Source organism: Nocardioides bigeumensis, assembly GCF_039531755.1.
In the GTDB taxonomy this organism is placed as follows: domain Bacteria; phylum Actinomycetota; class Actinomycetes; order Propionibacteriales; family Nocardioidaceae; genus Nocardioides; species Nocardioides bigeumensis.
Genome location: NZ_BAAAQQ010000013.1, coordinates 778,416 through 801,059, shown reverse-complemented (window position 1 = coordinate 801,059; position 22,644 = coordinate 778,416). Strand labels below are relative to the sequence as shown.

The 22,644-nt window shown below is 66.4% G+C and carries 20 protein-coding genes and 1 tRNA gene; 14 read left to right on the top strand and 7 right to left on the bottom strand.

Features of this window, described 5'->3' with window-relative positions:
* Positions 1-13: 13 nt before the first annotated feature.
* The 4 genes from tmk to ABD295_RS18020 are packed head-to-tail and all read left to right on the top strand — an operon-like array spanning position 14 to position 5,273.
* Positions 14-802, top strand: coding sequence for a dTMP kinase (gene tmk / locus ABD295_RS18035; protein ID WP_344305201.1), 789 nt, complete (start codon positions 14-16; stop codon positions 800-802).
* Complete coding sequence (locus tag ABD295_RS18030) at positions 799-1,971, top strand: DNA polymerase III subunit delta' (RefSeq protein WP_344305200.1); 1,173 nt, start codon at positions 799-801, stop codon at positions 1,969-1,971. Before tmk ends, ABD295_RS18030 begins: the two co-directional genes overlap by 4 nt.
* Complete coding sequence (locus tag ABD295_RS18025) at positions 1,968-3,578, top strand: alpha/beta hydrolase (protein WP_344305199.1); 1,611 nt, start codon at positions 1,968-1,970, stop codon at positions 3,576-3,578. The genes ABD295_RS18030 and ABD295_RS18025 overlap by 4 nt, the downstream gene beginning before the upstream one ends.
* A gap of 57 nt (positions 3,579-3,635) precedes the next feature.
* Positions 3,636-5,273 carry an alpha/beta hydrolase gene (locus ABD295_RS18020; protein WP_344305198.1) on the top strand — a complete coding sequence of 546 codons (1,638 nt, stop codon included), beginning with the start codon at positions 3,636-3,638 and terminating at the stop codon, positions 5,271-5,273.
* Between the two features lie 10 nt (positions 5,274-5,283).
* On the opposite strand, the gene ABD295_RS18015 is transcribed toward ABD295_RS18020, so the two are convergent.
* Positions 5,284-6,201 carry a LysR family transcriptional regulator gene (locus ABD295_RS18015; RefSeq protein ID WP_344305197.1) on the bottom strand — a complete coding sequence of 306 codons (918 nt, stop codon included), beginning with the start codon at positions 6,199-6,201 and terminating at the stop codon, positions 5,284-5,286.
* A gap of 100 nt (positions 6,202-6,301) precedes the next feature.
* On the opposite strand from ABD295_RS18015, the gene ABD295_RS18010 reads away from it, so the two are divergent.
* The 6 genes from ABD295_RS18010 to ABD295_RS17985 all read left to right on the top strand — a co-directional run bounded on the left by ABD295_RS18010 (position 6,302) and on the right by ABD295_RS17985 (position 14,436).
* Positions 6,302-6,484: a hypothetical protein gene (locus tag ABD295_RS18010; protein WP_344305196.1), complete on the top strand. Its 183-nt coding sequence runs from the start codon at positions 6,302-6,304 to the stop codon at positions 6,482-6,484.
* 172 nt (positions 6,485-6,656) lie between these two features.
* Positions 6,657-6,732 (top strand) — tRNA-Thr (locus ABD295_RS18005).
* A gap of 260 nt (positions 6,733-6,992) precedes the next feature.
* Positions 6,993-11,894 (top strand): DEAD/DEAH box helicase, encoded by a 4,902-nt coding sequence (locus ABD295_RS18000; protein ID WP_344305195.1) that lies wholly within the window; start codon positions 6,993-6,995, stop codon positions 11,892-11,894.
* Between the two features lies 1 nt (position 11,895).
* A complete protein-coding gene (locus ABD295_RS17995; protein ID WP_344305194.1) occupies positions 11,896-12,435 on the top strand; it encodes a hypothetical protein in 540 nt (179 codons plus the stop codon).
* Positions 12,436-12,484: 49 nt separating this feature from the next.
* On the top strand, positions 12,485-13,264 hold the full coding sequence (locus tag ABD295_RS17990) for a GIY-YIG nuclease family protein (RefSeq protein WP_344305193.1): 780 nt from the start codon (positions 12,485-12,487) through the stop codon (positions 13,262-13,264).
* Entirely contained in the window at positions 13,261-14,436 is a 1,176-nt protein-coding gene (locus ABD295_RS17985) for a hypothetical protein (RefSeq protein ID WP_344305192.1), read from the top strand. Before ABD295_RS17990 ends, ABD295_RS17985 begins: the two co-directional genes overlap by 4 nt.
* A gap of 31 nt (positions 14,437-14,467) precedes the next feature.
* Here the strand turns inward: ABD295_RS17985 and ABD295_RS17980 are convergent, their stop codons facing one another.
* Positions 14,468-14,836, bottom strand: a complete 369-nt coding sequence (locus tag ABD295_RS17980; RefSeq protein ID WP_344305191.1) for a hypothetical protein — start codon at positions 14,834-14,836, stop codon at positions 14,468-14,470.
* A gap of 397 nt (positions 14,837-15,233) precedes the next feature.
* Entirely contained in the window at positions 15,234-15,503 is a 270-nt protein-coding gene (locus ABD295_RS17975) for a hypothetical protein (RefSeq protein WP_344305190.1), read from the bottom strand.
* 314 nt (positions 15,504-15,817) lie between these two features.
* Here ABD295_RS17975 and ABD295_RS17970 point away from each other — a divergent pair, with 314 nt between their 5' ends.
* A complete protein-coding gene (locus tag ABD295_RS17970; protein WP_344305189.1) occupies positions 15,818-16,384 on the top strand; it encodes a hypothetical protein in 567 nt (188 codons plus the stop codon).
* A 106-nt stretch (positions 16,385-16,490) separates the two neighbouring features.
* Here the strand turns inward: ABD295_RS17970 and ABD295_RS17965 are convergent, their stop codons facing one another.
* From ABD295_RS17965 to ABD295_RS17955, 3 genes are all read right to left on the bottom strand, one after another.
* Complete coding sequence (locus ABD295_RS17965) at positions 16,491-17,231, bottom strand: ATP-binding protein (RefSeq protein ID WP_344305188.1); 741 nt, start codon at positions 17,229-17,231, stop codon at positions 16,491-16,493.
* Between the two features lie 194 nt (positions 17,232-17,425).
* Positions 17,426-18,373 carry a hypothetical protein gene (locus ABD295_RS17960; RefSeq protein ID WP_344305187.1) on the bottom strand — a complete coding sequence of 316 codons (948 nt, stop codon included), beginning with the start codon at positions 18,371-18,373 and terminating at the stop codon, positions 17,426-17,428.
* Positions 18,370-19,335 (bottom strand): hypothetical protein, encoded by a 966-nt coding sequence (locus ABD295_RS17955; protein ID WP_344305186.1) that lies wholly within the window; start codon positions 19,333-19,335, stop codon positions 18,370-18,372. The genes ABD295_RS17960 and ABD295_RS17955 overlap by 4 nt, the downstream gene beginning before the upstream one ends.
* A gap of 622 nt (positions 19,336-19,957) precedes the next feature.
* On the opposite strand from ABD295_RS17955, the gene ABD295_RS21275 reads away from it, so the two are divergent.
* Genes ABD295_RS21275 through ABD295_RS21270 form a run of 3 tightly spaced genes read left to right on the top strand, consistent with a single transcriptional unit; the run spans position 19,958 to position 21,587 of the window.
* On the top strand, positions 19,958-20,155 hold the full coding sequence (locus tag ABD295_RS21275) for a helix-turn-helix transcriptional regulator (RefSeq protein WP_425574120.1): 198 nt from the start codon (positions 19,958-19,960) through the stop codon (positions 20,153-20,155).
* Entirely contained in the window at positions 20,125-21,198 is a 1,074-nt protein-coding gene (locus tag ABD295_RS17950) for a site-specific integrase (protein ID WP_344305185.1), read from the top strand. The genes ABD295_RS21275 and ABD295_RS17950 overlap by 31 nt, the downstream gene beginning before the upstream one ends.
* 5 nt (positions 21,199-21,203) lie before the next feature.
* Entirely contained in the window at positions 21,204-21,587 is a 384-nt protein-coding gene (locus ABD295_RS21270) for a tyrosine-type recombinase/integrase (RefSeq protein ID WP_425574119.1), read from the top strand.
* Positions 21,588-21,603: 16 nt separating this feature from the next.
* Here ABD295_RS21270 and ABD295_RS17945 read toward each other — a convergent pair whose 3' ends face one another.
* Positions 21,604-22,443, bottom strand: coding sequence for a hypothetical protein (locus ABD295_RS17945; protein WP_344305184.1), 840 nt, complete (start codon positions 22,441-22,443; stop codon positions 21,604-21,606).
* Positions 22,444-22,644 lie beyond the last annotated feature (201 nt).

Here is a 22,644-nt window from a genome sequence, read left to right as displayed (position 1 = left end):
ATGACGGGCGTCGGTGCTACCTCGTAGCGTCGTCCCCGAGCGTCGTACGGCGCCAGCCTGGCGCCGACCGGCCCAGACCGCCCTTGACCGGACTCGGTCCACACCTGCGAAGGAGCCCACGCTGTCCGCCCACCGCGCCGAGCCGCCTGCGTTCCCGGGCCGCTTCACCGCGTCCGGGGTCTTCGTCTGCTTCGAGGGCGGTGACGGGTCGGGCAAGTCGACCCAGTCCCACGCGCTCGCGGAGTGGGTGCGTGCCGAGGGCTTCCGACCGCTGCTGACCTTCGAGCCCGGCGACACCCCAGTCGGCCGGCTGCTGCGGTCCATCGTGCTGAGCCCGGAGACGGGAGCGCTGGCCGATCGCACCGAGTCGCTGCTCTACGCCGCCGACAAGGCCGAGCACGTCGAGACGGTGGTGCTTCCCGCGCTCGAGCGCGGTGAGGTGGTGATCACCGACCGCTACGTCGACTCCACGCTGGCCTACCAGGGTGCCGGCCGAGCGCTGCAGCTGAGCGACGTCGAGTGGGTGGCGCGGTGGGCCACCCACGACCTCCGGCCGCACCTGACCGTGCTGCTCGACCTCGCACCCACGTCGGGGCTCGGCCGCTTCGAGGAGCGCGACCGCATCGAGGGGGAGTCCATGGAGTTCCACGAGCGGGTCCGCGCGGGGTTCCTGGCGATGGCTGACGCGGACCCGGACCACTACCTCGTCCTCGACGCCCGCCTGCCCGTCGCCGACATCAGCGCGGCGGTGCGCGAGCGGACGCGCCCGTTCCTGGCCCAGGCCGAGCGGGTGGCGACGTGACCGTCTGGGACGAGCTGGTCGGCCAGCCGCACGTGATCAAGGTCCTGCGCCGGGCGGTGGGCGGCCAGGGCATGACGCACACCTGGCTCTTCACCGGGCCGCCCGGCTCGGGCCGCTCCAACGCGGCGATCGCGTTCGCCGCGGCGTTGCAGTGCGAGCGCACAGCCGATGCGGGGGGCGCCGCCGGCGGGTGCGGCGAGTGCCACGCGTGCCGCACCGTGCTCGCGCGGACCCATGCCGACGTCACCGTGGTCCGCACCGAGAAGCTCTCGATCGGCGTCGACGACGTCCGCGAGCTCGTGCGTCGCGCCGCCCTCGCGCCGATCGGTGCCCGCTGGCAGGTGCTCGTCGTCGAGGACGCCGACCGGCTCACCGACCAGGCCTGCAACGCGCTGCTCAAGGCGATCGAGGAGCCGACCGACCGCACCGTGTGGCTGCTGTGCGCCCCGACGACCGAGGACGTCCTGCCGACCATCAGGTCGCGCTGCCGCCACCTGGCGCTCACCACGCCCACGGCTGCCGACGTCGCCGCCTTCCTCGTGCGGCGCGACGGGGTGACCGAGGCGTTGGCGGCGTACGCCGCACGGGCCAGCCAGGGGCACATCGGCCGCGCCCGCGCGCTGGCCCGCGACGAGGACACCCGCAACCGGCGACGCGAGGTCGTCGGCCTCCCGTCCCGGCTCACCTCGATCGGCGCCTGCATGACCGCCGCGGCCAATCTCGTCGAGACCACGCAGGAGGAGTCGGCGGCGATCACGACCGATCTCGACGCCCGCGAGAAGGCCGACCTCGACACGGCCTACGGCGTCTTCGAGCGCGGCCGCCGCCCGCGGGAGTACGCCCCCGCCGTCGCCGCGCTGGAGAGGGGCCAGAAGACCCGAGCCAAGCGGCGCCACCTCGACGTCGTCGACCGAGGACTCATGGACCTGGTGTCGGTCTACCGTGACGCGATCGCGCTCGCCACCCGCGCCACCACGGCGCTGGTCAACGAGGAGATGCGCGGCGAGATCACCGAGCTCGCGCGGCGTACCAGCCCCGACGACAACCTCCGCCGCATCGACACCATCTTCGCCGCGCGCGAGCAGATGCTCGAGTTCAACGTCCAGCCGGCCTTGGCCCTGGAGGCGATGATGATGGGGTTGCGCCTGGACAAAGGGGGAGACCGATGAGCTCGACCCAGGTGCCGCCGCGCCAGCGCCGCTGGGTCGTCCCCGTCGTGGTCTTCGCCGTCATCGCAGCGCTGTTGGTCGTCGGCTTCGCGGTGGCCGTGCGCGCGGTGGACCGCGGCGGCGACCTCGGGCCCGTGGCAGGCGAGTCCTCCGCGCCGTCGACCGGGCCCTCGGACGACGCGACGCCCACCCCGGACGCGTCGGTGACCGAACCTCCCGATCCTGCGCTGGCGCCGTTCTACTCCCAGTCACTGGACTGGGAGTCGTGCGAGTCCGGGTACGAGTGCGCGACGCTCGAGGTGCCCCTCGACTACAGCGCTCCGGCCGGTGACACCATCGACGTCGCGCTCCTGCGCGTGCCCGCCTCCGGGGACCGCATCGGCTCGCTGGTGGTCAACCCCGGCGGCCCCGGAGCCCCCGGCACCGACTACGCCGCCCAGGCCGAGTCGGTGCTCCGCAGGCCGCTCCTGGACGCCTACGACATCGTCGGCTTCGACCCCCGCGGCACCGGCGACAGCAGCCCGGTCGACTGCCTCAGCGACGCCGACCTCGACGCCTACCTCGCCCAGGACCCCGACCCCGACACCCCGGCTGAGGCCGACACCTACGCAGAGTGGACGGACCGCTTCGGCGAGGGGTGCGACGAGCTCTCGGGCGAGGTCGCCGGCCACGTGTCGACCGTCGAGGCAGCCCGCGACATGGACGTGCTGCGCGCTGCGCTGGGCGAGGAGAGCCTCGACTACCTCGGGGCCTCCTACGGCACCAAGCTCGGTGCCACGTACGCCGAGCTCTACCCGGAGCGGGTCGGGCGGCTGGTGCTCGACGGCGCGGTCGACCCGACCCTGACGCTGGAGCAGTACGCCGTCGGCCAGGCCGGCGGCTTCCAGACCGCGCTGGAGGCCTACGTCGCCAACTGCGTCGAGGAGACCTCCGACTGCTTCCTCGGCGACTCCGTCGAGGAGGGGCTCCAGCGGATCCGCGACTTCCTCGACGAGGTCGACGCCCAGCCGATCCCTGGCGGCGACCGGGAGCTGACCGTGGGGCGCGCGTTCTACGGCATCGTCACCCCGCTCTACGTCCGCGACTACTGGTACGTCCTGAGCGGTGCCCTCAAGCAGGCCTTCGACGGCAACGGGATGACGCTCGGTCTGCTCGCCGACGCCTACGCCTCGCGCGGACCAGGTGGATACGAGAACAACTCGCAGGAAGCCTTCTACGCGATCAGCTGCCTGGACGACCCGAGGTCGATCGAGCCGGCCGAGATTCCCGACCGCGTGCCGGCGCTGGAGGAGGTCTCGCCGACCTTCGGACGCGTCTTCGCGTGGGCGCTGACCAACTGTGGCGGGTGGGACCTCGAAGCAGTCGAGCCGGCGCCCGAGATCAAGGCCGAGGGGGCCGCACCCATCGTCGTGGTCGGTACGACGCGCGACCCGGCGACGCCGTACGAATGGGCCACCGCGCTCGCCGACCAGCTCGACTCCGGCGTCCTGGTCTCGCGCGACGGCGATGGCCACACGGGCTACAACTCCGGCAACGACTGCGTCGATGAGGCGGTGGAGGCCTATCTCGTGGACGGGACGGTGCCTGATGACGGGCTCGAGTGCTGACCGGTCGACCCGCGCCAAGTCGCTCCCTACCCGACAAGAGAATGTTTCAATCTGTCGGTGAGCCGTCCTCACCCGGTCGCGGTGTTCGTCGTGCTGGCCGCTCTGGTGGTCGGCGGTTTCGCCTTCGCCGGTGGCCGGATCGACAGGACCGCGCAGCTCGGCCCCGGCATCGGCAAGGACGGTCGGCCCACCAACCCGTTCGGAGCCTCGGAGATCCCCGACGCCAGCGTCCGGGTGCCGCCGGAGCCGGCGCTCGAGCGCTTCTACACCCAGGCGCTGGAGTGGGACGTCTGCCAGAAGGGCTATGACTGCACCTCCCTGAAGGTGCCGCTGGACTACGCGAAGCCGAAGGGACGGGTCATCGAGCTGTCCGTGCTCCGGGTCCCCTCGTCGGGCCAGCTCGGCCCGCTCGTGGTCAACCCAGGCGGGCCCGGCGTCTCGGGCGTCGAGTTCGCCGCCAGCGCTCGGCAGGTGCTGGGCAAGCCGGTGCTGCGCAACTTCGAGATCATCGGGTTCGACCCGCGCGGCACGGCAGGCAGCGCGCCGGTCACGTGCGTGCGGGAGAAGGACCTGGCGGACTTCTACCCCGCCGATCCTGACCCGGACGATCCTGCGGAGGTCGCGAGCTTCACGCGTTGGACCGAGCGGATGGCGTCGGGCTGCGCCGAGCTGTCCGGCGGGGTTGCCGGCCACGTCACCACCGTCGAGGCGGCCCGCGACATGGACGTGCTGCGCGCGGCGCTCGGGCAGGAGCGGATGAACTACTACGGCGCCTCCTACGGGACCAAGCTCGGCGCGATGTATGCCGAGCTGTTCCCCGAGAAGGTCGGGCGCTTCATCCTCGACGGCGGTCTCGACGTGACGTTGGCCCACGAGGAGCTGCTGCTGGGGCAGGCGGCGGGCTTCGAGACGGCGTTGCGCGCCTTCGTCGACTACTGCATCAAGCTGGACGATTGTGCCCTCGGCGACTCCGTCGACGCGGGAGTGCAGCGGATCCGGGCCTTCCTGGATCAGGGCGAGACCTCGCCGCTGCGGCCCTACGGCATTCCGCTCACCAGGGTGCACGTCTTCAACGCCATCACCCACTCGCTCTACTTGAGGCAGTTCTGGCCGCCGCTGGCCGAGGCGCTGACGGAGGCTGCCGACGGCAACGGCGAGGACCTGCTCTGGTTGTCGGCCAACTTCGAGCCCCTCGACAACGCCAAGAAGCCCGCCGACAACTCCGACGCCGCGTTCTACGCGATCGGCTGCCTCGATGACCCCTCGGCCGTGGAGCCCGCCGACGTCCCGGCGCTGGTGCCCCGGTTCGAGGAGGCCTCGCCGACCTTCGGACGCACCTTCGCCTGGATGACGACCTCGTGCCGCGCGTGGAAGGCCAAGGCCGCGGAGCCGGCTCCCGAGATCAGGGCCGAGGGAGCGGCCCCGATCATCGTGGTCGGGACGACCCGGGACCCCGCGACGCCGTACGAGTGGTCCGTCACGCTGGCGGACCAGCTCGAGTCCGGCGTGCTCATCAGCCGCGAGGGCGACGGGCACACGGGCTACGACGTCGGCAGTCAGTGCGTCGACCTGGCCGTCGAGAACTACCTCATCTGGGGCGAGGTGCCCCAGGACGGACTCGAGTGCCAGTCCGGCAAGGTCGAGCCCGGCAAGATCGGCAAGATCAAGGACCGGGACAAGAACAAGCCCCGGTGACCCGGCTCGGTCACGAGATCGGTTCGCTGACCTCGCGGATGCGCGCCGTGGCGAGCTCGATCATCAGCCGCGCCGCGGGCGAGAGCCGGGCGTTGGTGCGGTGCACGATCGCGAACGTGTCGTACATGCGTGGTCGCAGACTTGCCCACCCGGCACCCGGTGCCAGGCGGGGAAGGAGCTCCCTTGCGGCTCCCTTGGGGAGCACCGTGTCGGCGAGCCCGCGCCCCATCACCTCGACAGCGGTCTCGACGTCCTCGACCTCGATGCGGGTGCGGGGATTGTGGCCGGACTCGTGCAACCAGCGGCGCAGCGCGACCCTGGTCGAGTCGACCGCCCGCCACGTGGTGTCGGGCATCACCAGGTCGGCCTCGGCCAGCCGCTTGGCCGTGACCGGAGTGGCCAGGCGCGCCGGGTCGGCGCTGCAGTAGACCAGCTCGTCGCGGGCGACGGGCGTGACCGCCAGCCCCTCGCTGGTCTGGGGGGCGGCGACCATCGCGGCCTCGATGCGCCCGCGACGGAGGTCCTCCAGCACCTCGGTCGAGTTCTGCCCGATCAGCTCCACACGCACGCCGGGATACCGCTCGAGCACGTCGGCCACCAGGGTGGCGCTGGTGTAGAGGCGGGCGATGCCGAAGATGCCGAACCGCACGGTCCCCGTCTCCAGCTCGGTGACCGCACGCACCGCCCGACGTCCCTCCTCGGCCGCGCCCAGCGCCTGCTCGGCGTAGGGACGCAGCGAGTCGGCCGCGTCGCTCGGGACGACCCCCCGGCCGACGCGATGGAAGAGCTCGACGCCCAACGACCGCTCGAGCGTGCGGATCTGCTCGGAGACCGAGGGCTGTGCGTAGCCGAGCTCCTCGGCGGCGGCCGTCAGGCTCCCGAGCTCGTACGTCGCCAGGAAGCACCGCAGCTGGTGCAGGGAAAGCATAGGAACTCCCTAGGGGTCAGATTGGATAGTGAGGCTACCCCTATCGGTTGGATCACGTCAGGATGGTGGCACCAGCCGAGGAGACCGGAGGAGGTCACCGATGTTCGACCACTACTGCACGTCCTGCCAGAAGCGCTCGCTCGTCTTCGCGAGCCAGATCGTCTCGATGGCCAACACCGACCACGGCATCGAGATCGCCTTCGCCTGCTGGTGCGGTGCCGACCAGACCTGGACCACCGGCAAGGCTGCCCCCTCCGAGACGCGGACCCTGACCGCCGCCTGACGACACGGCGTCCGACACGGCCCACCGGGTCGAGTGCGCACCGGCTGCGGCGCAACAGCCGCGTGCGCACTCGACCCGGTTTCTGCATTTCGCCCCGGGCCCAGGCGCTCCGTATACTTCGGCGGGTTGCCCGGCGGGTCCTCGACGAGAGACCCAGTACGCCGGGCAGCGCGCCGCCTTAGCTCAGTCGGTAGAGCGATTCACTCGTAATGAATAGGTCGTCGGTTCGATTCCGACAGGCGGCTCCAAAAATGGTCCCTGAACTGCGGAAACGTGCTCGGGGACGACCCGATGGTTGGTCGATGCTTGCCTTTTCCGGTGATAGCCCGGTGATTGAGACGTGTGTCGAGCAGCCTCACGCTGACCAGCGCGGGAGAGCATCTGCAGCAAATGTGATCTTGCTCGGACCGGTTCGGAGCAGGCCCGCGCGCGCGAAAGAGGTAGCCGTGCCGCTTGCAAGGTCTGTATGGACACCGGAATGGACTGCCAATAGGGCAAACTCCGTGGCGTGACGGCGACGATTTACGAGGTACTCGGCGACCTCCGCGCCCAGGCGCTCGATGAGCGCGACAAGGGCGACAAGTTCGAACGGCTCATCAAGACCTACCTGCTCAACGACCCCGAGTGGGCGAACCGGTTCTCCGACGTGTGGCTGTGGACCGAGTGGCCGGGTCGCGAGGGACGTACGGACACCGGCATCGACCTGGTCGCCGCGCTGCGCGACGACAATGGTTACGCGGCCATCCAGTGCAAGTTCTACGCGCCTGGCTCCACGGTCGCCAAGGGCGACATCGACTCGTTCCTGTCGGCCTCGGGTGGCAAGGAGTTCACGCGCCGCTACATCTTCGACACGGCAAAGTCGTGGTCCTCGAACGCCTCCGAAACCCTCGCCCATCAAGCCGTCCCGGTTCAGCGAGTGGACATCGCCTGGCTGGATGAGTCGGCCTTCGACTGGGCTCAGTACTCATGGACCACGCCCGAGGTGCTGGTCTCCACCGGCAAGAAGGCGCTGCGACCGCATCAGGAGCGGGCACTCCACGATGTCTTCGACGGCTTCCGGACGCTCGACCGGGGCAAACTCATCATGGCCTGCGGAACAGGCAAGACCTACACCTCGCTGAAGATCGCCGAGGAACTCGTCGGGGCCGGTGGACGTGTCCTGTTCCTAGTCCCGTCCATCCAGTTGCTCTCCCAGAGCCTGCGTGAGTGGATGGCGAACACCGAGGTCGACATCCGCCCCTTCGCGGTCTGTTCGGATGTCCGCGTCGGCCGCAAGGTCAACACCGACGACGCCGACATGCCGACTATCGACCTCACCGAACCGGCCACCACTGATGCCCAGACACTGGCTGAGCGGATGTCGGTCGGCAAGTACGCCAAGGAGCGGATGACAGTCGTTTTCTCGACCTACCAGTCCATCGACGTCATCGCCCAGGCACAGAACCTCGGTTTGGACGATTTCGACCTCATCATCTGCGACGAAGCGCACCGGACCACCGGCGTCACCCTCGCGGGCGGCGACGAGTCGGCCTTCACCAAGGTCCACAACGGCGACTACCTCAAGGCTGCAAAACGGCTCTACATGACGGCGACACCTCGCGTCTTCGGGGACGACGTCAAGCGCAAGGCGTCCGATGCCGACGCCGTTCTCGCGGACATGGGCGACGAGACTCTGTACGGGTCGGAGTTCCACCGCCTCGGCTTCGGTGACGCCGTCGAGGCCGACCTGCTCACCGACTACAAGGTCCTTGTCCTCGCCGTGGAAGAGCAGTACGTCGCCGAGAACTTCCAGAGTGCGATGGCGACTGGCGGGGAAATCGCACTCGGGGATGCCGCGAAGTTGATCGGCTGCTGGAACGGCCTTGCCAAGCACTACGGCTCGGCCGATCAGGAGACCGAGAGCACCCGCCTCAAGCCGATGAAGACGGCCGTGGCGTTCGCCAAGGACATCCGCGCCTCCAAGGCCGCCGCTCTGTCTTTCCCCGCCATCGTCGACCGGGCCCTGCAAGACGAGTCCGGACAGGGTCCGACGAACCGGCTGCGTGTCGAGGCCGCCCACGTCGACGGGACCATGGGCATCCACGAACGCAACATGCACCTCGCCTGGCTCAAGGAGTCCACCCCGGAGGACGTGTGCCGCGTCCTGAGTAACGCCCGCTGCCTCTCCGAAGGCGTCGACGTTCCCTCTTTAGACGCGGTGATCTTCTTGACTCCGCGTGGCTCACAGGTCGACGTGGTCCAGTCGGTTGGCCGTGTCATGCGCAAGGCCCCCGGCAAGGAACTCGGCTACATCGTCCTTCCCATCGTCGTACCCTCCGGGGTCACACCTGAAGAGGCGCTGCGAGACAACGAGCGCTACAAGGTGGTGTGGCAGGTCCTTCAGGCGCTCCGGTCCCACGACGAGCGCTTTCAGGCGCTCGTTAACCAAATCGAACTCAACAAGCACAAGCCCGACCGCCTCGTAATCGACAACGTCACGCCGCACGACGAGCCGGTCTCGCCCGACGACCCCACGTCAAAGCAGGAGAACGAAAAGAGCGGGCAACTGGCGCTCGACTTCGGCTTCGAAGGCTTCCGCGACGCCATGTACGCCCGAATCGTCCAGAAGGTCGGCGAGCGGCGCTACTGGGAGACCTGGGCCAAGGATGTCTCCGACATCGCTCAGGCCCACATCACGCGCATCAGGGGCCTGCTGACCGATCCCAAGTCAAGCCAGGCCAAGGAGTTCGAGGTCTTCCTAGCCGGACTGCGCGGCAACCTCAACGACAACATCACCAGCGACGAGGCCATCGAGATGCTCGCCCAACACCTCGTCACCCGGCCAATTTTCGACGCACTCTTCGTCGGGTACGACTTCGCCGCCAAGAATCCTGTTGCCCAGACCATGGAGTTGATGCTTGCCTCGCTCGACGAACACAACCTCGGCAGCGAGAACCAGACGTTGGAGAACTTCTACGCATCTGTCCGCCGCCGCGTCGAGGGCGTCGACAACGCGGAGGGCCGCCAGCGCATCCTGATCGAGTTGTACGACAAGTTCTTTGCCACGGCATTCAAGAAGACCGTCGACAAGTTGGGAATCGTCTACACACCGGTCGAAATTGTCGACTTCATCTTGAAGTCAGCCGACTCCGTGCTCCGCGCCGAGTTCGGCCAGGGCCTCACCGATGAAGGTGTTCACGTCCTTGATGGTTTCACCGGGACAGGCACCTTCATGGTCCGACTCCTCCAGTCCGGTCTCATAGAGCCGCATGACCTCGCCCGCAAGTACGCCATGGAGTTGCACGCCAACGAGATCTTGCTACTCGCGTACTACATCGCCGCCGTCAATATCGAGACCACCTACGCTGACCTGTCGGGCGACCCTCAGGACTTTCCCGGACTCATTCTCACGGACACCTTCCAGTCTTGGGAACCTGACGACCGGCCAGACCTGAACGTGTTCCCCGAGAACAACGCCCGCCTCGAAGCGCTTAAGCAGTTGCCGATCACGGTCATCGTGGGCAACCCGCCGTACTCTTCCGGCCAGGACAGCGCGAATGACAACAACCAAAATGAGAAGTACCCCTCTCTGGACGACGCTCTACGACAGGACTACATGTCCGAGCGCCAGCGCGGCGGCAACAACTCGATGTTTGACTCGTATATTCGAGCAATCAAATGGGCCACCCTTCGTATCAAGGACAGGGGACTCATCGCCTACATCACGAATGGCGGATTCCTTGACTCAAACACCGCCGATGGGATGCGAAAGGCGCTGGCCGCCGATTTCACCTCCATTTACGTCTTCAACCTACGAGGTAACGGCCGAGTTGGGGGCGAGGAGGGCCGAAAAGAAGGTCGACCCGTATTCGAGTTCGGGGGCTGGCGTCACGACGGCACTGAGATAAGGAACTCGAAGGGTGGTTCCCGTGCAACTATCGCGATCGTCCTGTTTGTAAAGAACCCCAGTCGCGACGGCCAGGCGTCGATTCGGTACGCCCAGGTAGCCGACTACCTGAGCGCAGGTCAGAAGGTCAGAGCGGTCGCCGACGCCGAGTCGGTGCTCGGTCTCGACACGAGGCAGATCAATGCGAATGCTCATGGAGATTGGCTCACTCAGCGCAACGACTCGTATCAGGCGTTCCTGCCGCTTGGCGCGAAGCACGGCGAAGACCTTGAGGGTGCAACAGTCTTCGGGACATATACTCGCGGGCTCGAGAGTGGCCGCGACGCGTGGGTCTACAACTCGTCAGGTGAAGTTCTTCGCCGCAACGTCTCCTTGACTGTCACGGCATACAACGAGCAGGTCGCCGCGTTCCAGGAGCATCTCGCGGGTCGGCCGTCGCGCAAAAAGGCCAAGGACCTTGTGGCGGACTTTATAGACCTGGACCCGACCCGGATCTCGTGGACCTTGAGCCTCAAGAACCGGCTCGCGTCAGGGCGTCGAATCAACTTCGAGCCGTCACACGTCGGGCGAGCAAACTACCGGCCCTTCTTCTCTCAGTCCCTGTACTACGACGCGGGGCTCAATCACATCCGTGGGCAATTGCCACGGGTGTTCCCTGAGACCGGTTCTCGCAATCTCGGCTATCACCTCAACGTCGGCGGCACACCTCTTCCCTTTTGCTGCCTGGCTTCCAACGCAATCACGGATGTCAACTTCTTCGGTCAAGGTGGCCAGTTCTTCCCGCGCTGGCGGTACGAGGCTGTCGAGGAGGACTCGGGCATGCTTGCAATTGATGGCGAGGGGGAGGTGATCGATGGTCACCGCAAGGTCGACAACATCACCGACGACGCACTCAAGAGATTCCTGGCTGCGTACCCCGGCCTGAAGGTGAGCAAGGACGACATCTTCTTCTACATCTACGGTCTCCTGCACTCGCCCCCCTATCGTGAGACCTATGCGGCCGACCTCAAAAAGATGCTTCCGCGCATCCCGATGGTGCGCGACTTCAAGGGTTATGCGACTGCTGGTCGCGCGCTGTCCAACCTGCACATTGGCTACGAGGCGGTGCATCCATACCCGTTGGACGGCTTGGAGTGTCAGCCCGTTGGTGATCCGTACGCCTTCTTCTCGGTGGGAACAAAGAAGATGTCTCTTGGTAAGGCCAGCGCGGAGCAGAAGGCAGCCGGGGAGCGCCATGACCGCTCGGTCATCCACTACAACGACCGCATCACGTTGCGGGGCGTCCCCGAGGACGCCTTCCGGTACATGCTCGGCTCACGGTCGGCAATCGAGTGGATGATCGATCGCTACTACGTGAAGCGCGACAAGGCTTCGGGCATCGTCAACGATCCCAACGATTGGTCCCGCGAGGTCGGCGACCCGCGTTACATCCTCGACCTCATGGCACGCGTGGTGACGGTTTCTGTCGAGACCAACAAGATTGTCGATGCGCTCCCGCCTCTGGACATCATCGAAGGGGCCTGACATGCCGGTCGATGCGAACGGAACGAAGGTCAGCCAGGCCGTAGCCATTGCTGCCTGGACGGTTGTCGCTCGCGACACTCTTCTGACCACCGCCCGCCGCTACCACTCGGTCATCACCTACAAAGAGTTGGCTTCTGAGGTTCAGGAGGTGTCGGGCATAACGACGGCACAGCGCCTGGACTACTGGATCGGCAGGCTCTTGGAGAACGTCGCCGTCGAGGCGACCCAGCGGGGCGATCCCCCACTCACGGCGCTTTGCGTTCATCAAGACGGCACCATCGGCCCGGGCTACGCCAAGGCTCCGAAGTCCGTCGCGTCGGATCCTGACGCCGATGTGGACCTACTCGCCGCTGAACATCGCCTCCTCTGCTACCGGGCCTACGCGGAAGACCTCCCGGCCGACGGCGGCGTCGCTGCGCTTACCCCGCAGGTCGCGGCTCGCAAGGCTCGCCGGCGAAAGACCGAGCCGGTCGCTCTTCCGGTCTGCCCCATCCACTCCATGGAACTGTCAACGACGGGTGTGTGCGCTCTGTGCGAGTGAAGCCGTTAATGACAGTGGTGGGGGCGTCACAGTCCTCCAGACTGAGGGCATGACCGACATTCCATCTCCTGGTGTGCCCGCCTACGACCGTCGGGTCGAGGTCGAGGCTCTGCTGGCGGAGGACACGTCGGTCCTCGGCCACCTGTGGGCGTACGAGCAGGAGGGGTTGACGCCCCAGCAGATGGCCGAGCGCGAGGGCACGGTCACCACGGGGTGGGTTTCTATCTACCGGATGCTCGTCCGGGTGCTGCGAGACGGTGAGGTCCCCACTGCGCCGAGCATGGCGACTACCGCCGCCCGCCGGGTCCGCAAGTGGCTGAAGAACCCGAACCTCTCACCGAGCCTCCGGGCAGAGTTGCAGGATCAGGAGGCTCTGATTACCTCCCGCGCTGAGGACACCTCGGCGGTCGCGGAGGAGACCGAAACGGCGGTCGAGACGTCCAAGCGCGCCGAGGCGGCCGGACGGCCTGGCGTGTACGTGTGGAGCCTCCCGCACTACCTGAACTACCCGGTCGACCAGAAGCGCGGCCACACGCTCTACAAGGTCGGACACTCCTCGGTCGATGCGTACAACCGAGTGCGTGACGCAAGGTGGGTCGGACTGCCCGAGGACCCGGTGCTCCGGCGCATCTACCCCGTGGACGCGTCTGCTGCAGCGGAACGTGAGTTCCACGAGGCCCTTCGGGCGGCCGACCACTTCCAGCAGGTCAATGTGAAGGCCGGAACAGAGTGGTACCTAACCTCGCTGCGCTACCTCGACTACATCGCCCGTCGGATGAGGCTCGACGTCGAGGAGTACAACGCCCAGTACGAGACGGGGTCTGAGTGACCACCTACGGCTACCCGACAGTCGAGTGGGTCAAGGATCCCGTCGACCGGAGCACCGGGCTCCCGAACGGCCGCTCTATCGAACGTCGCCACTTTGCCGACTGCGAGCACTGGTACCGCAACGATGACGGCAGCCTCGTCGGTGACCCTGCCCGGCTGGCCACCGACCAGCAGATGGCGAACCTCACCCCCTGTGCGGACTGCGCGTACCGGGCCCGCGAGAACGGTCACCCTGAGCAGGGCGAGCGGCTCGACTCAATCGGAGGACACCGCCAGTTCTGGTGGGTCAGCCAGGGCTACAACCACGACGTCGCCATCGAGCAACAGACGTTGTGGAGCCTGCCGAAGAAGGGCAGGGACCTGCCGGATCGGCGGCTGCTCAAGGAGATGCGGGTGGGCGACGTAGTGCTCCACTACGCCAACCAATATCTGCGTGCGGTCTCGGTCGTACGTACGCCCTGGCGACCCGCTACCCGCCCCGAGGGGTACCGGATGCGACCTGGGGACGGTGACGAGGGCTGGCTGGTCGAGGTGGACGTCCAACAGACCGGCTTGAGCCTCCACTTCCGTGACATCGCCGCGCTCATCAGCCACGGCACACCAGGGCCGCTCGACAGGAACGGGACACCCCGGCAGTTGTATGTAGCCCGGCTCAGGGAGGACGAGGCGAACGCACTCCTTAACGCTGCTGGGACCGTGGTCCTCCCTGGCGTAAGGGAGGAGCCGGTGCTGCTCGGCATGCCCGACTCGGTGCTCGACCTCGACTCGACCGACACCATGGCTGTGAGCCGCGTACGACGCGAGCAGGCCCATTTACGCCGCCACCTGCTGGCCGGGCGCTCAGAGGCCCCCTGCGCCCTCTGTGGTCGCCTCCTGCCCCAGCACGTGCTCGTCGCTGCCCATATCGTGCCCAGACGCCACCTCGACGACGCCGAACGTCTCGACTTTCGGGGCTCGGCGATGCTCGCGTGCTCGCTTGGCTGCGACGCCCTGTTCGAGTGGGGCCACATCATCGTGGACGACAGCGGCTTCGTGCGTGCCGGGCGGCCGTCCCCCTGGGCATCGATGACCGAAGCCGTTGAAGTGCTCGACGGTCGCCCCTGTGCGGCTCACAACGTGCACACCGCGAACCGATTCAGTCAGCACCAAGCGAGCCACCTGGTACACGACTGAACGGGTAAGTCTCAGCCCCGGACGACCGGAACTATGCGCCGCGAAGGAGGGTGACGGTAGTGAAGGCAGCGGGTCCGCAGCGGCTCAACTCGTCGGACATGAAGTCCACGTGCTGACGGCAGATTTTCGTAACGGCTCCGCACTCGCACTCCCATTCCGCTCGGATCGCGTCCCAGCATCCGCTCACTGAGCAGAGGGCCGCCTTGACCTTGCACGCCGGACAAGCAGACAGTCCGCAATCGGAGGCGGCCGTCTTCACGGCAATGGTCTCCTCATAGGAGAGTCCACAGTCGGCGCACAACCACCAGAACGGGTGGTCGGTGACGTCGACACCGCACCACGTCCAGCGCCCGTTGTCGGCAAGATAGATGTTGTCGGGGGTAATCGGCAGGCGCACCATCAGGTGAGTCCTCTCAGGGTGAGGTCCCCCCGGACTTCGGTGCCGGGGAGAACGTTGTGTCCATAGATTGGGGCACCGCCCTGACAGGTCACGACGGACTTGGACGTCCATCCCTGGTCGCTTTCTGTGCCTGCGTTTACCCGCTCAGAAGCCCCGCCCGGCATGCGGCGTGTCTACATATGTGGACACCCCGGGGAACCCGTGAACCACTACCGGTCTCCGACCAGGAAGGGGACCACGATGACGGCGAGGAACCCAGCGAGCAGGACTTCGCCCTGACTGAGGCAGACGATGACGGCTCCCGCAGTGCTCACTATGAAGACACGGTCGAGGCAGGTCATTGGACGGCGGGGCTTGAGGGAACGCGGCTTGGACACGCCGCTGACACGCATCCCCATCACACGCCGCCGGACAACGGGTGCGGTCCCTTACCGGAGAGGAACGCCTGCCACTGGCGGTCACGAGCCGCCACCGCTACCACCGGATCGAACGACTCGGACACCGAATCTCGGGCTTTGCCCAGGCGTACCGCTTCGCTAAGCAGAATCTGCACGAGCGCGGTGTAGGACATCCGCTCATCGAGGCAGAGGTGCCGCACCGACCGATGGAGGGGCCGGGGGAGGTCGACCGTTGTGCGGATGGGGGACAGGTGCGCCGTCGCGTTCATACCCATGCACTAACGAGGTCCAGTAATCCAGTGTCACAGAGCACCGACGCCGAACCGGTGCTGACACCACTCTTAGTCACCCCGTGGTCGGAGTCGGGGAGGGGTGTTTGGTGTGAACCCCGGAACCGGGTCTGACCTGCTGAAACGGCGCGTGACGACTTCTTGCCTCGGTGAGACACGGGTACGCAGCCGTGCGAGCCGGGGTGTGCCACCCGAACCGGGCATTCCCCTACTGGACTCCGTGACATCGGCGCGGGGGGAGGTCTGTCGGTGGTCGGACGTACGGTCCGGATTCGCACGCACCAGGAGCACGCATGACGTTCACCATCACCCGCAACACCACCGCCTCCGAGAAGCCGCCGACACCGCCCATCAACCCTGACACGGGCAAGGCGTTTCCGATGATGGTGCAATACAGCGGCGGCTGGCTGCAGTGCTGGTGCGAAGACCCCGAGGAAGCCGTGTCCGCACTCATCGGTGACCCCGCATATCTGGACGAGACCGACCAGCAGGCACGGCTGATTGCACGGGTAAAGGCTGCGATGCGGCTGTCCGTCGTCGTGCAGGCCGAGCAGATCCACGATGCTCAGTGCGACAAGCGGTGGGACCGGCTCACCGAGCCGGAGAAGGCCATGCTGTTCCAGGTCCGCATCACCCAGCCGAAGGGCCTCCACGAGGACCTCTTCGGTCACCCGTGCTGGACCGCAGACGTGCCTCTCGTGGTGGTGTCCACCGGATACGAACCATGGGTCGAACAGCCGCTGCCGCTGGGTGGCTCAAACCGTGTGTGGGTGATTGACCCGCTCACTCCGGAGGACATGCTGGGTTCACTGGCCGACCTCGGTGTCATCCGGCTCTTCCAGCGAGACGTGGACGTGTGACCTATCCCAGCCCGCCTCGGCGGAACCATCCGAGGAGACGGAAACGAAGCCGCCCCGGCATCAGGTCGCTACTGGTGTCGGGGCGGTTTGTCCGCCGGTGCTGTCGTCAGGCGTGGCGGCCTCGCAGCGACGCACCAGTGAGGTGGATGTTCTCCGCGTCCATGAGTCGGTCCATGACCCGCTCGGCGAACGGGTAGGCCGCGACGAAATCCTCGCCTTCGGGGGTGTCGAGCGAGGCGACGTTCGTGGTGATGATCGTGAGGCGACCCGAGCCCTGGCGGTTTGCGAGCAATGCCGCCAGTTCGGCGCTCGTGTATTCCGACGGCTTGCGGCGGTACATGTCGTCGATGATGAGTACCTGCGCGTCCCGTACCTTGCCTCGGGTGCGGCTTCGGCGGGCCATGAGGTCGTCGGACACGTTGTCCCCGGGCATCCACGCGTCAGCCAGGTCCTCCCACGTCACCAGTGTCGGCACCTGACCCGTGCCTGACACAGCGACACCCGTGGCGGCGGCGGCGGCATGGGTCTTCCCGGTGCCGACCGTGCCCCAAAGCACCAGCGTGTCCGGTCGAGGGTTCGTCGCCCAGGCCACGAGCCGCTCGTAGACGGCTTCCTGTCCGGGCATGGGGGAGTTGAGGAAGGCGGTGTCGTACTTCGCGCCGAGGCTGTTGCGGAGGTTCTTGGCCCGGTTCTCTGCGATGAGCCGTGCGGTGACCTCTGCGTCTTCGGGGTCGGGGGTGTATACGACCACCGGCCGGGTCTTGCCCTTCTCGGTTTCGTGACGAAACCGAACAATGCGCGCCATCAGGGGCTTGTCGTCGAGGGCGTCGATCTCGTCGCCGGTCATGGCGAGCCATGCGGCGGCGGTGGGTCCGTCGGGTGCGCTGTCGGGGTGTCCTGCGCGTACCGCGCGGCCTGCGGGGAACTCCTCAGCAGACCCGTCGGTGGTGTCGGGGCTGGTGGTGACGTTGGCGAGCAGCGCAGCGAGGGCGGTGTTCTGAGACATGATGATGGTGCCTTTCGGAGGTGGGGTCTGGGGGGTTACGCGGTCTTGACGCGGCTGGGTGCGCGAGTCACGCCCGGCAGTGACGGCACCGCCGCCCGGCCGGACACCCGCGCTGGAGTACTGGAGGCCGACGGGCCGCTGGCGGCCTCCTGTGCCTTCTTCCGGGCGACGTCCTTGGCGTAGGCCGCTGGGCTCTTCCCGCCACGCAGAGCGCCGTCTACGGCCTCGCGTAGCGCCCACTCGGGCAGCGAAGTGTCAGCGAGCATTCCGACGACAGCAGCGAGCAGCGACTCACCCTGAGACCTGCTGAGGACTGGGAGGCCGCGCTCGTGCCGTTCCTGCTTGGCGTGGTCAGTCCAGAGAGCATCGACTAGAGCAGCAGCCGGGCCTGTGGTGTCGACGCTGGTCGTCGGCGTCGGCGGGTTCTGGGCCGCCGCTGCTTCGCCTTCTACTTCACATTCAAGTTCATTTCGCTTCTGCTTCTCTTCTTGCATGTCCGAGCATGGCTGAGCATTCTCGGCGCATGCTCCGAGCATGCTCGGAGCATCGACGGCGCTGGTCCCTGTGGTCTCGATGGTGGTCGTGCGGGCTCGCTCGGCAGCCCAGCGCTTGTCAGCGGCAGCCTTGGCCTTCGCGGAGCGGCGCTGCTGACCGACGGTGACTTCCTCCTCGGTCTGCTGCCATTCGGCCCACTGGGTGAGGTTCAAGATGTCGGCGGCAGCGTCGTACTCGGCGAGGTCGGCTTCGACCAAGACGCTGATGAGATGGTCAGGGTCGCCGGAGATGCCAGCGAGGATCGCGCGCAGCACCTTCTTGGCCTTGCGGACCGACCCGAACGCTTCGTCGCGACGGCTGGCGGCCAGGTAGCCGTGGTAGACGTACACGGCAAGCGCCCGGTCGAGCGGGTCAATGGAGAGGACGTCCGGGTCGGCGGTCCAGTCTGCGGCGAGGCGGACATGGGGACGGGTTTCGATGGTCTTCATCGGTGGTGCTGCCTTTCGGACACGGCTGCAGGAGATGCGTCGCTGGGCCGAGTGTCTGTGGTGGACGCCCGGCCCGTCTCTTTTCCGTCGGCTGGCTTGAGGGCGGCGAGCATCGCCCACGCGGCGCGAATCTCGTCGGTGACCGCTTGGCAGGGGGTCCAGCCGTTCGACGGGCCGCTCAGGTTGGTCACCCAGTCGTCGTCGATGGCCTGGAGGTTGAGGCGGTCCACACTTGTCAGACCCTGTGCTGCGCGGGCAACGTGCCAGCGCCAGGAAGACACGAGCCGCAGCACAGCGGCCGAGGGGTTGCTCCCAGTTTCGAGTGCCCGACGGGCATGCGCGAAGCCGGGTGTCTCCATCACCTCGGCGTGCACACTGAAGGCTTGTCCAGCGGTGAGGCCGTGGGTGGCGAGTGCAACTGAAAGTCCTGCTGGAAGCCAGCGCTGGTGGAACGAGATGAACCACTCGCTCGCTGAGCCGGTGTGATGATCAGGGCACGTGGACATTGCGGGCCGGTAGTTGTCCCAGTTCGAGGACGTCAGCGGCTCGTCCCAATAGCGTTTGAAACCGCGCCAAGCGTCAAGGATGTCCCCCAATGGGCGTCCAGTGCGGGTGGCAAGGTCGACGGCGTACCGACGCACCTGGTCGTTCGTGTCGATGATTCGGGCGGACCTGGAAACGATGAGAACGACTCCGCAGTCGGGACGTGTCCCGCGCCAGACTGCGTACCCCTCGTGCATGAATGCTTCGGCAACGGCGGCCGCGTTCCCGCCGGAGTTGAGGTGGACGGCGGCGGTCTGGTCACCCACATTGTGGACGTGTCGAAGACAGCCGATGAGTCCGTACTCAGCGGCGTACGCGTCACCAAGCCGCCCCAGAATCGCCCGCTCGGCGATGCGTCGGACCTCGATGGGCTCGAATGGCCCAGGCGTCCGCTGCCAAGTTTGGTTGAACAAGTTCACTGCTACTCCTTGCAGATGGTGGTTGTGCTTGCCGGGCGCTAGGGGAGGGGTCGGCCCTCAAGTTCGATCCAAATGTCTTGACCGACGTTCTCTCGGTGCTCTGCCGATGAGAGTCGTCGGAGACTGCGTTCGTTCGAAGCCCGCCCGTTGGTCCCCTGAGTTATCGGCAGGTTCCCGACACGTCCCGACAGACAGGGCCCGAACGGAACGTGTCGGAGAAGGCCGGTTGCTGCTGGGCATGGCTGACTTGACTTGACTTGGCTTGGCGGCGCGGTCCTGCGCGCCCGGACGTGTCCTGCCGAGATGTCGGTGCCTTGCGTGATGCTCGTCGACCTCGGGAGGCCGGAGTTGGGACGTGTCGAAGGGTGCGAGCGGCAGCGGCTCGGCCGGAGGGGTGTGGCCCTGATGCGAGCAATTCCGACACGTCCGAGAGCGCGCATGCCACGCCCCGTCCATCTACGGCGACTACCTCGCGGGTCAACTACGGGCCGGTGGCCTGTGCGACGACCCCGTGTTCAACCCACATCACCCGGTGACCCCCGGTCGGCCCCCAAAGCAGCCGATAACGAGAACAGTCGCTGGGACAGTGGGTCCCGGCATCTCCCAGAGAGAGGTGACCCCAATGGGCCAACTTCTTCATCCTGAGGCGCTCTCCGAGTACCTCCAGATCAGCACCAAAACGTTGTCCAACTGGCGCTCGCTTCGCGTCGGTCCCGCATTCATCCGGCTTCAGCGGGGTGTCATCCGCTACCGCCGGGAAGATGTCGACGACTGGCTCGATGAGCAGGCTTGGACTTCGCGCGAGTGGATGGCCTCCTGATGGCGCGCGAGGCTTTGGAGCCAGGCAGCCACGGAACCAAGTGGTTCGAGTACTACTCGAAGCCCGTCGAGGTTGCGGCATCTGATGGGACTCTCTCGGAGACTCGGACGCGTCTTCGCAACGAGCCTCGGCCAAAACAGTCTGAGGTCGGTTGGGTTACTGCTCGTGTCCGCTACCGCCTGCCGACTGGCGAGTACAAGGAGATGAGCCGCTCGGCTGACACGAAGGGGAAGGCGGAGCGTGCCCTCGATCGGGCCCTGGCTGCACGGCCGACCGCGACGACGTCGGCCACTATCCAGCCCTCGTGGACGGTTGAGCGACTCGCCCACTATTGGCTGGCGCATCGTCGCGCGACGGGCTTGGCGCGGGCGGAAGGCCCATTACAGCCGTCCTCGCTGCGTCAGATGGAAGTCACCATTCGCACGACCATTCTCGGTGAGAGGAAGACTCTCGCGGGAGGCGAGTGGAGGGTGGTCAAGCGTGCGGGTGGAATCCCGGACCTGAAGTTAACCGAGTGCACGCGAGGAGCCCTTGAGTCGTGGCTCAGCGGCTTGGAGGCCAAGGGGCTCTCGACCAAGCAGGCTCGTACCGTCCTGAGCCAGATGTTCGACCTCGCTGTCAAAGACGGGGCCATCCAGGGCAACCCGATGACGGCCGTCGCGAGTCCCAAGCGCAGAGCCAAGTCAACGCAGCGGCTCAGTGTCGACCGCGCACGGACGTTGCGGACGCTCATCACTCCTGAAGCCACTAGGAAGTCGCACAAGGGCCGGATGCAGAACAAGGACCTAGCCGAAGTGGTCGACTTCGTGCTCGGGACGGGGTGTCGCATCGGCGAGGCCCTCGCCGTCCGGTGGTGCGACCTTCACCTAGATGCCGACGTTCCGTACGTCGTGGTTTGCGGAACTCTGATTGAGTCACGCGACGGTCTCCCCATGTACCGATCTCTACGTCGCAAGAACGACTCTCGCGACGTCGACTCAATCGAGGTCGCCGGCTTGACCAGGACGAGCCCGACCTCACATTGTTCCTTCCGGACTTCGTAGCAGGCATGCTCCGTGCGCGACGGAGTCGTGTGCTGGAAAAGGGCTGTATACCCCGCGCCGACGAGACCGTCTTCGCTTCAGCGAGGGGCACCTGGCTTCAGCCAGCCAACATTCGGTCACGGCTCCGCAAGGCCCTCAAGGGCACGCCGCTTCAAGGGACGACACCCCACTCGCTCCGAAAGGCAGTCGCGACGGTGGTCGAGCGCGAACTGGGTATGGAAGCAGCGCGTCATCAGATGGGCCACGCAGACCCCTCCTTGACAGGTCAGGTTTACGTGCACGACTCCATGGTTGGTCAGGACGCCCGCGAGGCCCTCAGCCAGTTCTTCGACCCGGACTGGAAAGCGAGCGAGCGCCCCGTCGAGCCGCGTATGCCTCGGGCGAGGTAATTGATGGCGAACTGGTTCAGAAGGACGCTGGGACCTCACCGAACACCAGTTGCTGGCCTGGCGGGAGCATTCCACGGCAAATCCACCCGCTGCTGAACGGAGGGTTTCCCAAAGGCTTGGCGTCCCAGCGCTGGGAGTAGGCGATTCGTCGGTTCAGGAGCAGCATTCCGGCTTCGGCACCGGCCGCCCGCAGAGGTGCAAAAGCCCACTCGCCCACTCCGGTCTCTGGCACGAGCACCGCGAATGGAATGCCCAGGTCGACCAAGTGCGACAGCCAAAGGCGGCGCACCGAGTAGGGGGGATTGGTTATCGCGACATCCACCTCCATCGCCTCAACATCTGCGCGCGTGAAGGAAAAGAAGTCCTGGCCCGTGCTCAAGTCCGAGCAGACGACCTCGTATCCCGCCTCTTCTAGGACGTCAACGATGTGGGAACGACCTCGCACATCGGCGTGGGCCCAGACGCGTAGCGGAGGTGGGGGGAGAATTCCCAGTAATGGGGCAACTGCGGTTCGTGGCGTGTACCAGAGATCGCTCGATGTGCCCCTCCCTTGGCTCGCTCGCAGTTGAGCCATGCTCGGCATGCGGTTGAGCGAGTCGGCGTCTGCTCGACGGGTCACGTTGAGCACCTCGGCGACCACAGTCAACACCTGGTCGCGGTCTGTAAGGCCGGTGCTGTGTTCCGCTACTTCTGTGGCGACCAGGTCAAGACGGTGCTTGATGTCGCGAGCAGCCTTCTCGGTCACCACGTCGCTCACGTCCGTGCCAGCGGCCTCGCTGAGCACCGCGATGACTTCGTGCTGACCGAGCAATTGGTACGAGCGGGCGCGGCTCATCCCGTCGAACTCGCTACCCACATAGTCGGCCCAGCGCCCATAACCGAGTGCGAGGTGCGCCTTCCCAACGTATGCGCGGTGAACGAGAACATGTAATGCACTCACTGTGATCCGGATGGCATCGGTGAGATGGCGGGCTGCCTCAAACGAAAGCGGGGCGCACGCAGAGTCTGTGTCTACATGTGTAGACACAGCCGCACGGGTGGAGGTAGGTGGGGTCGT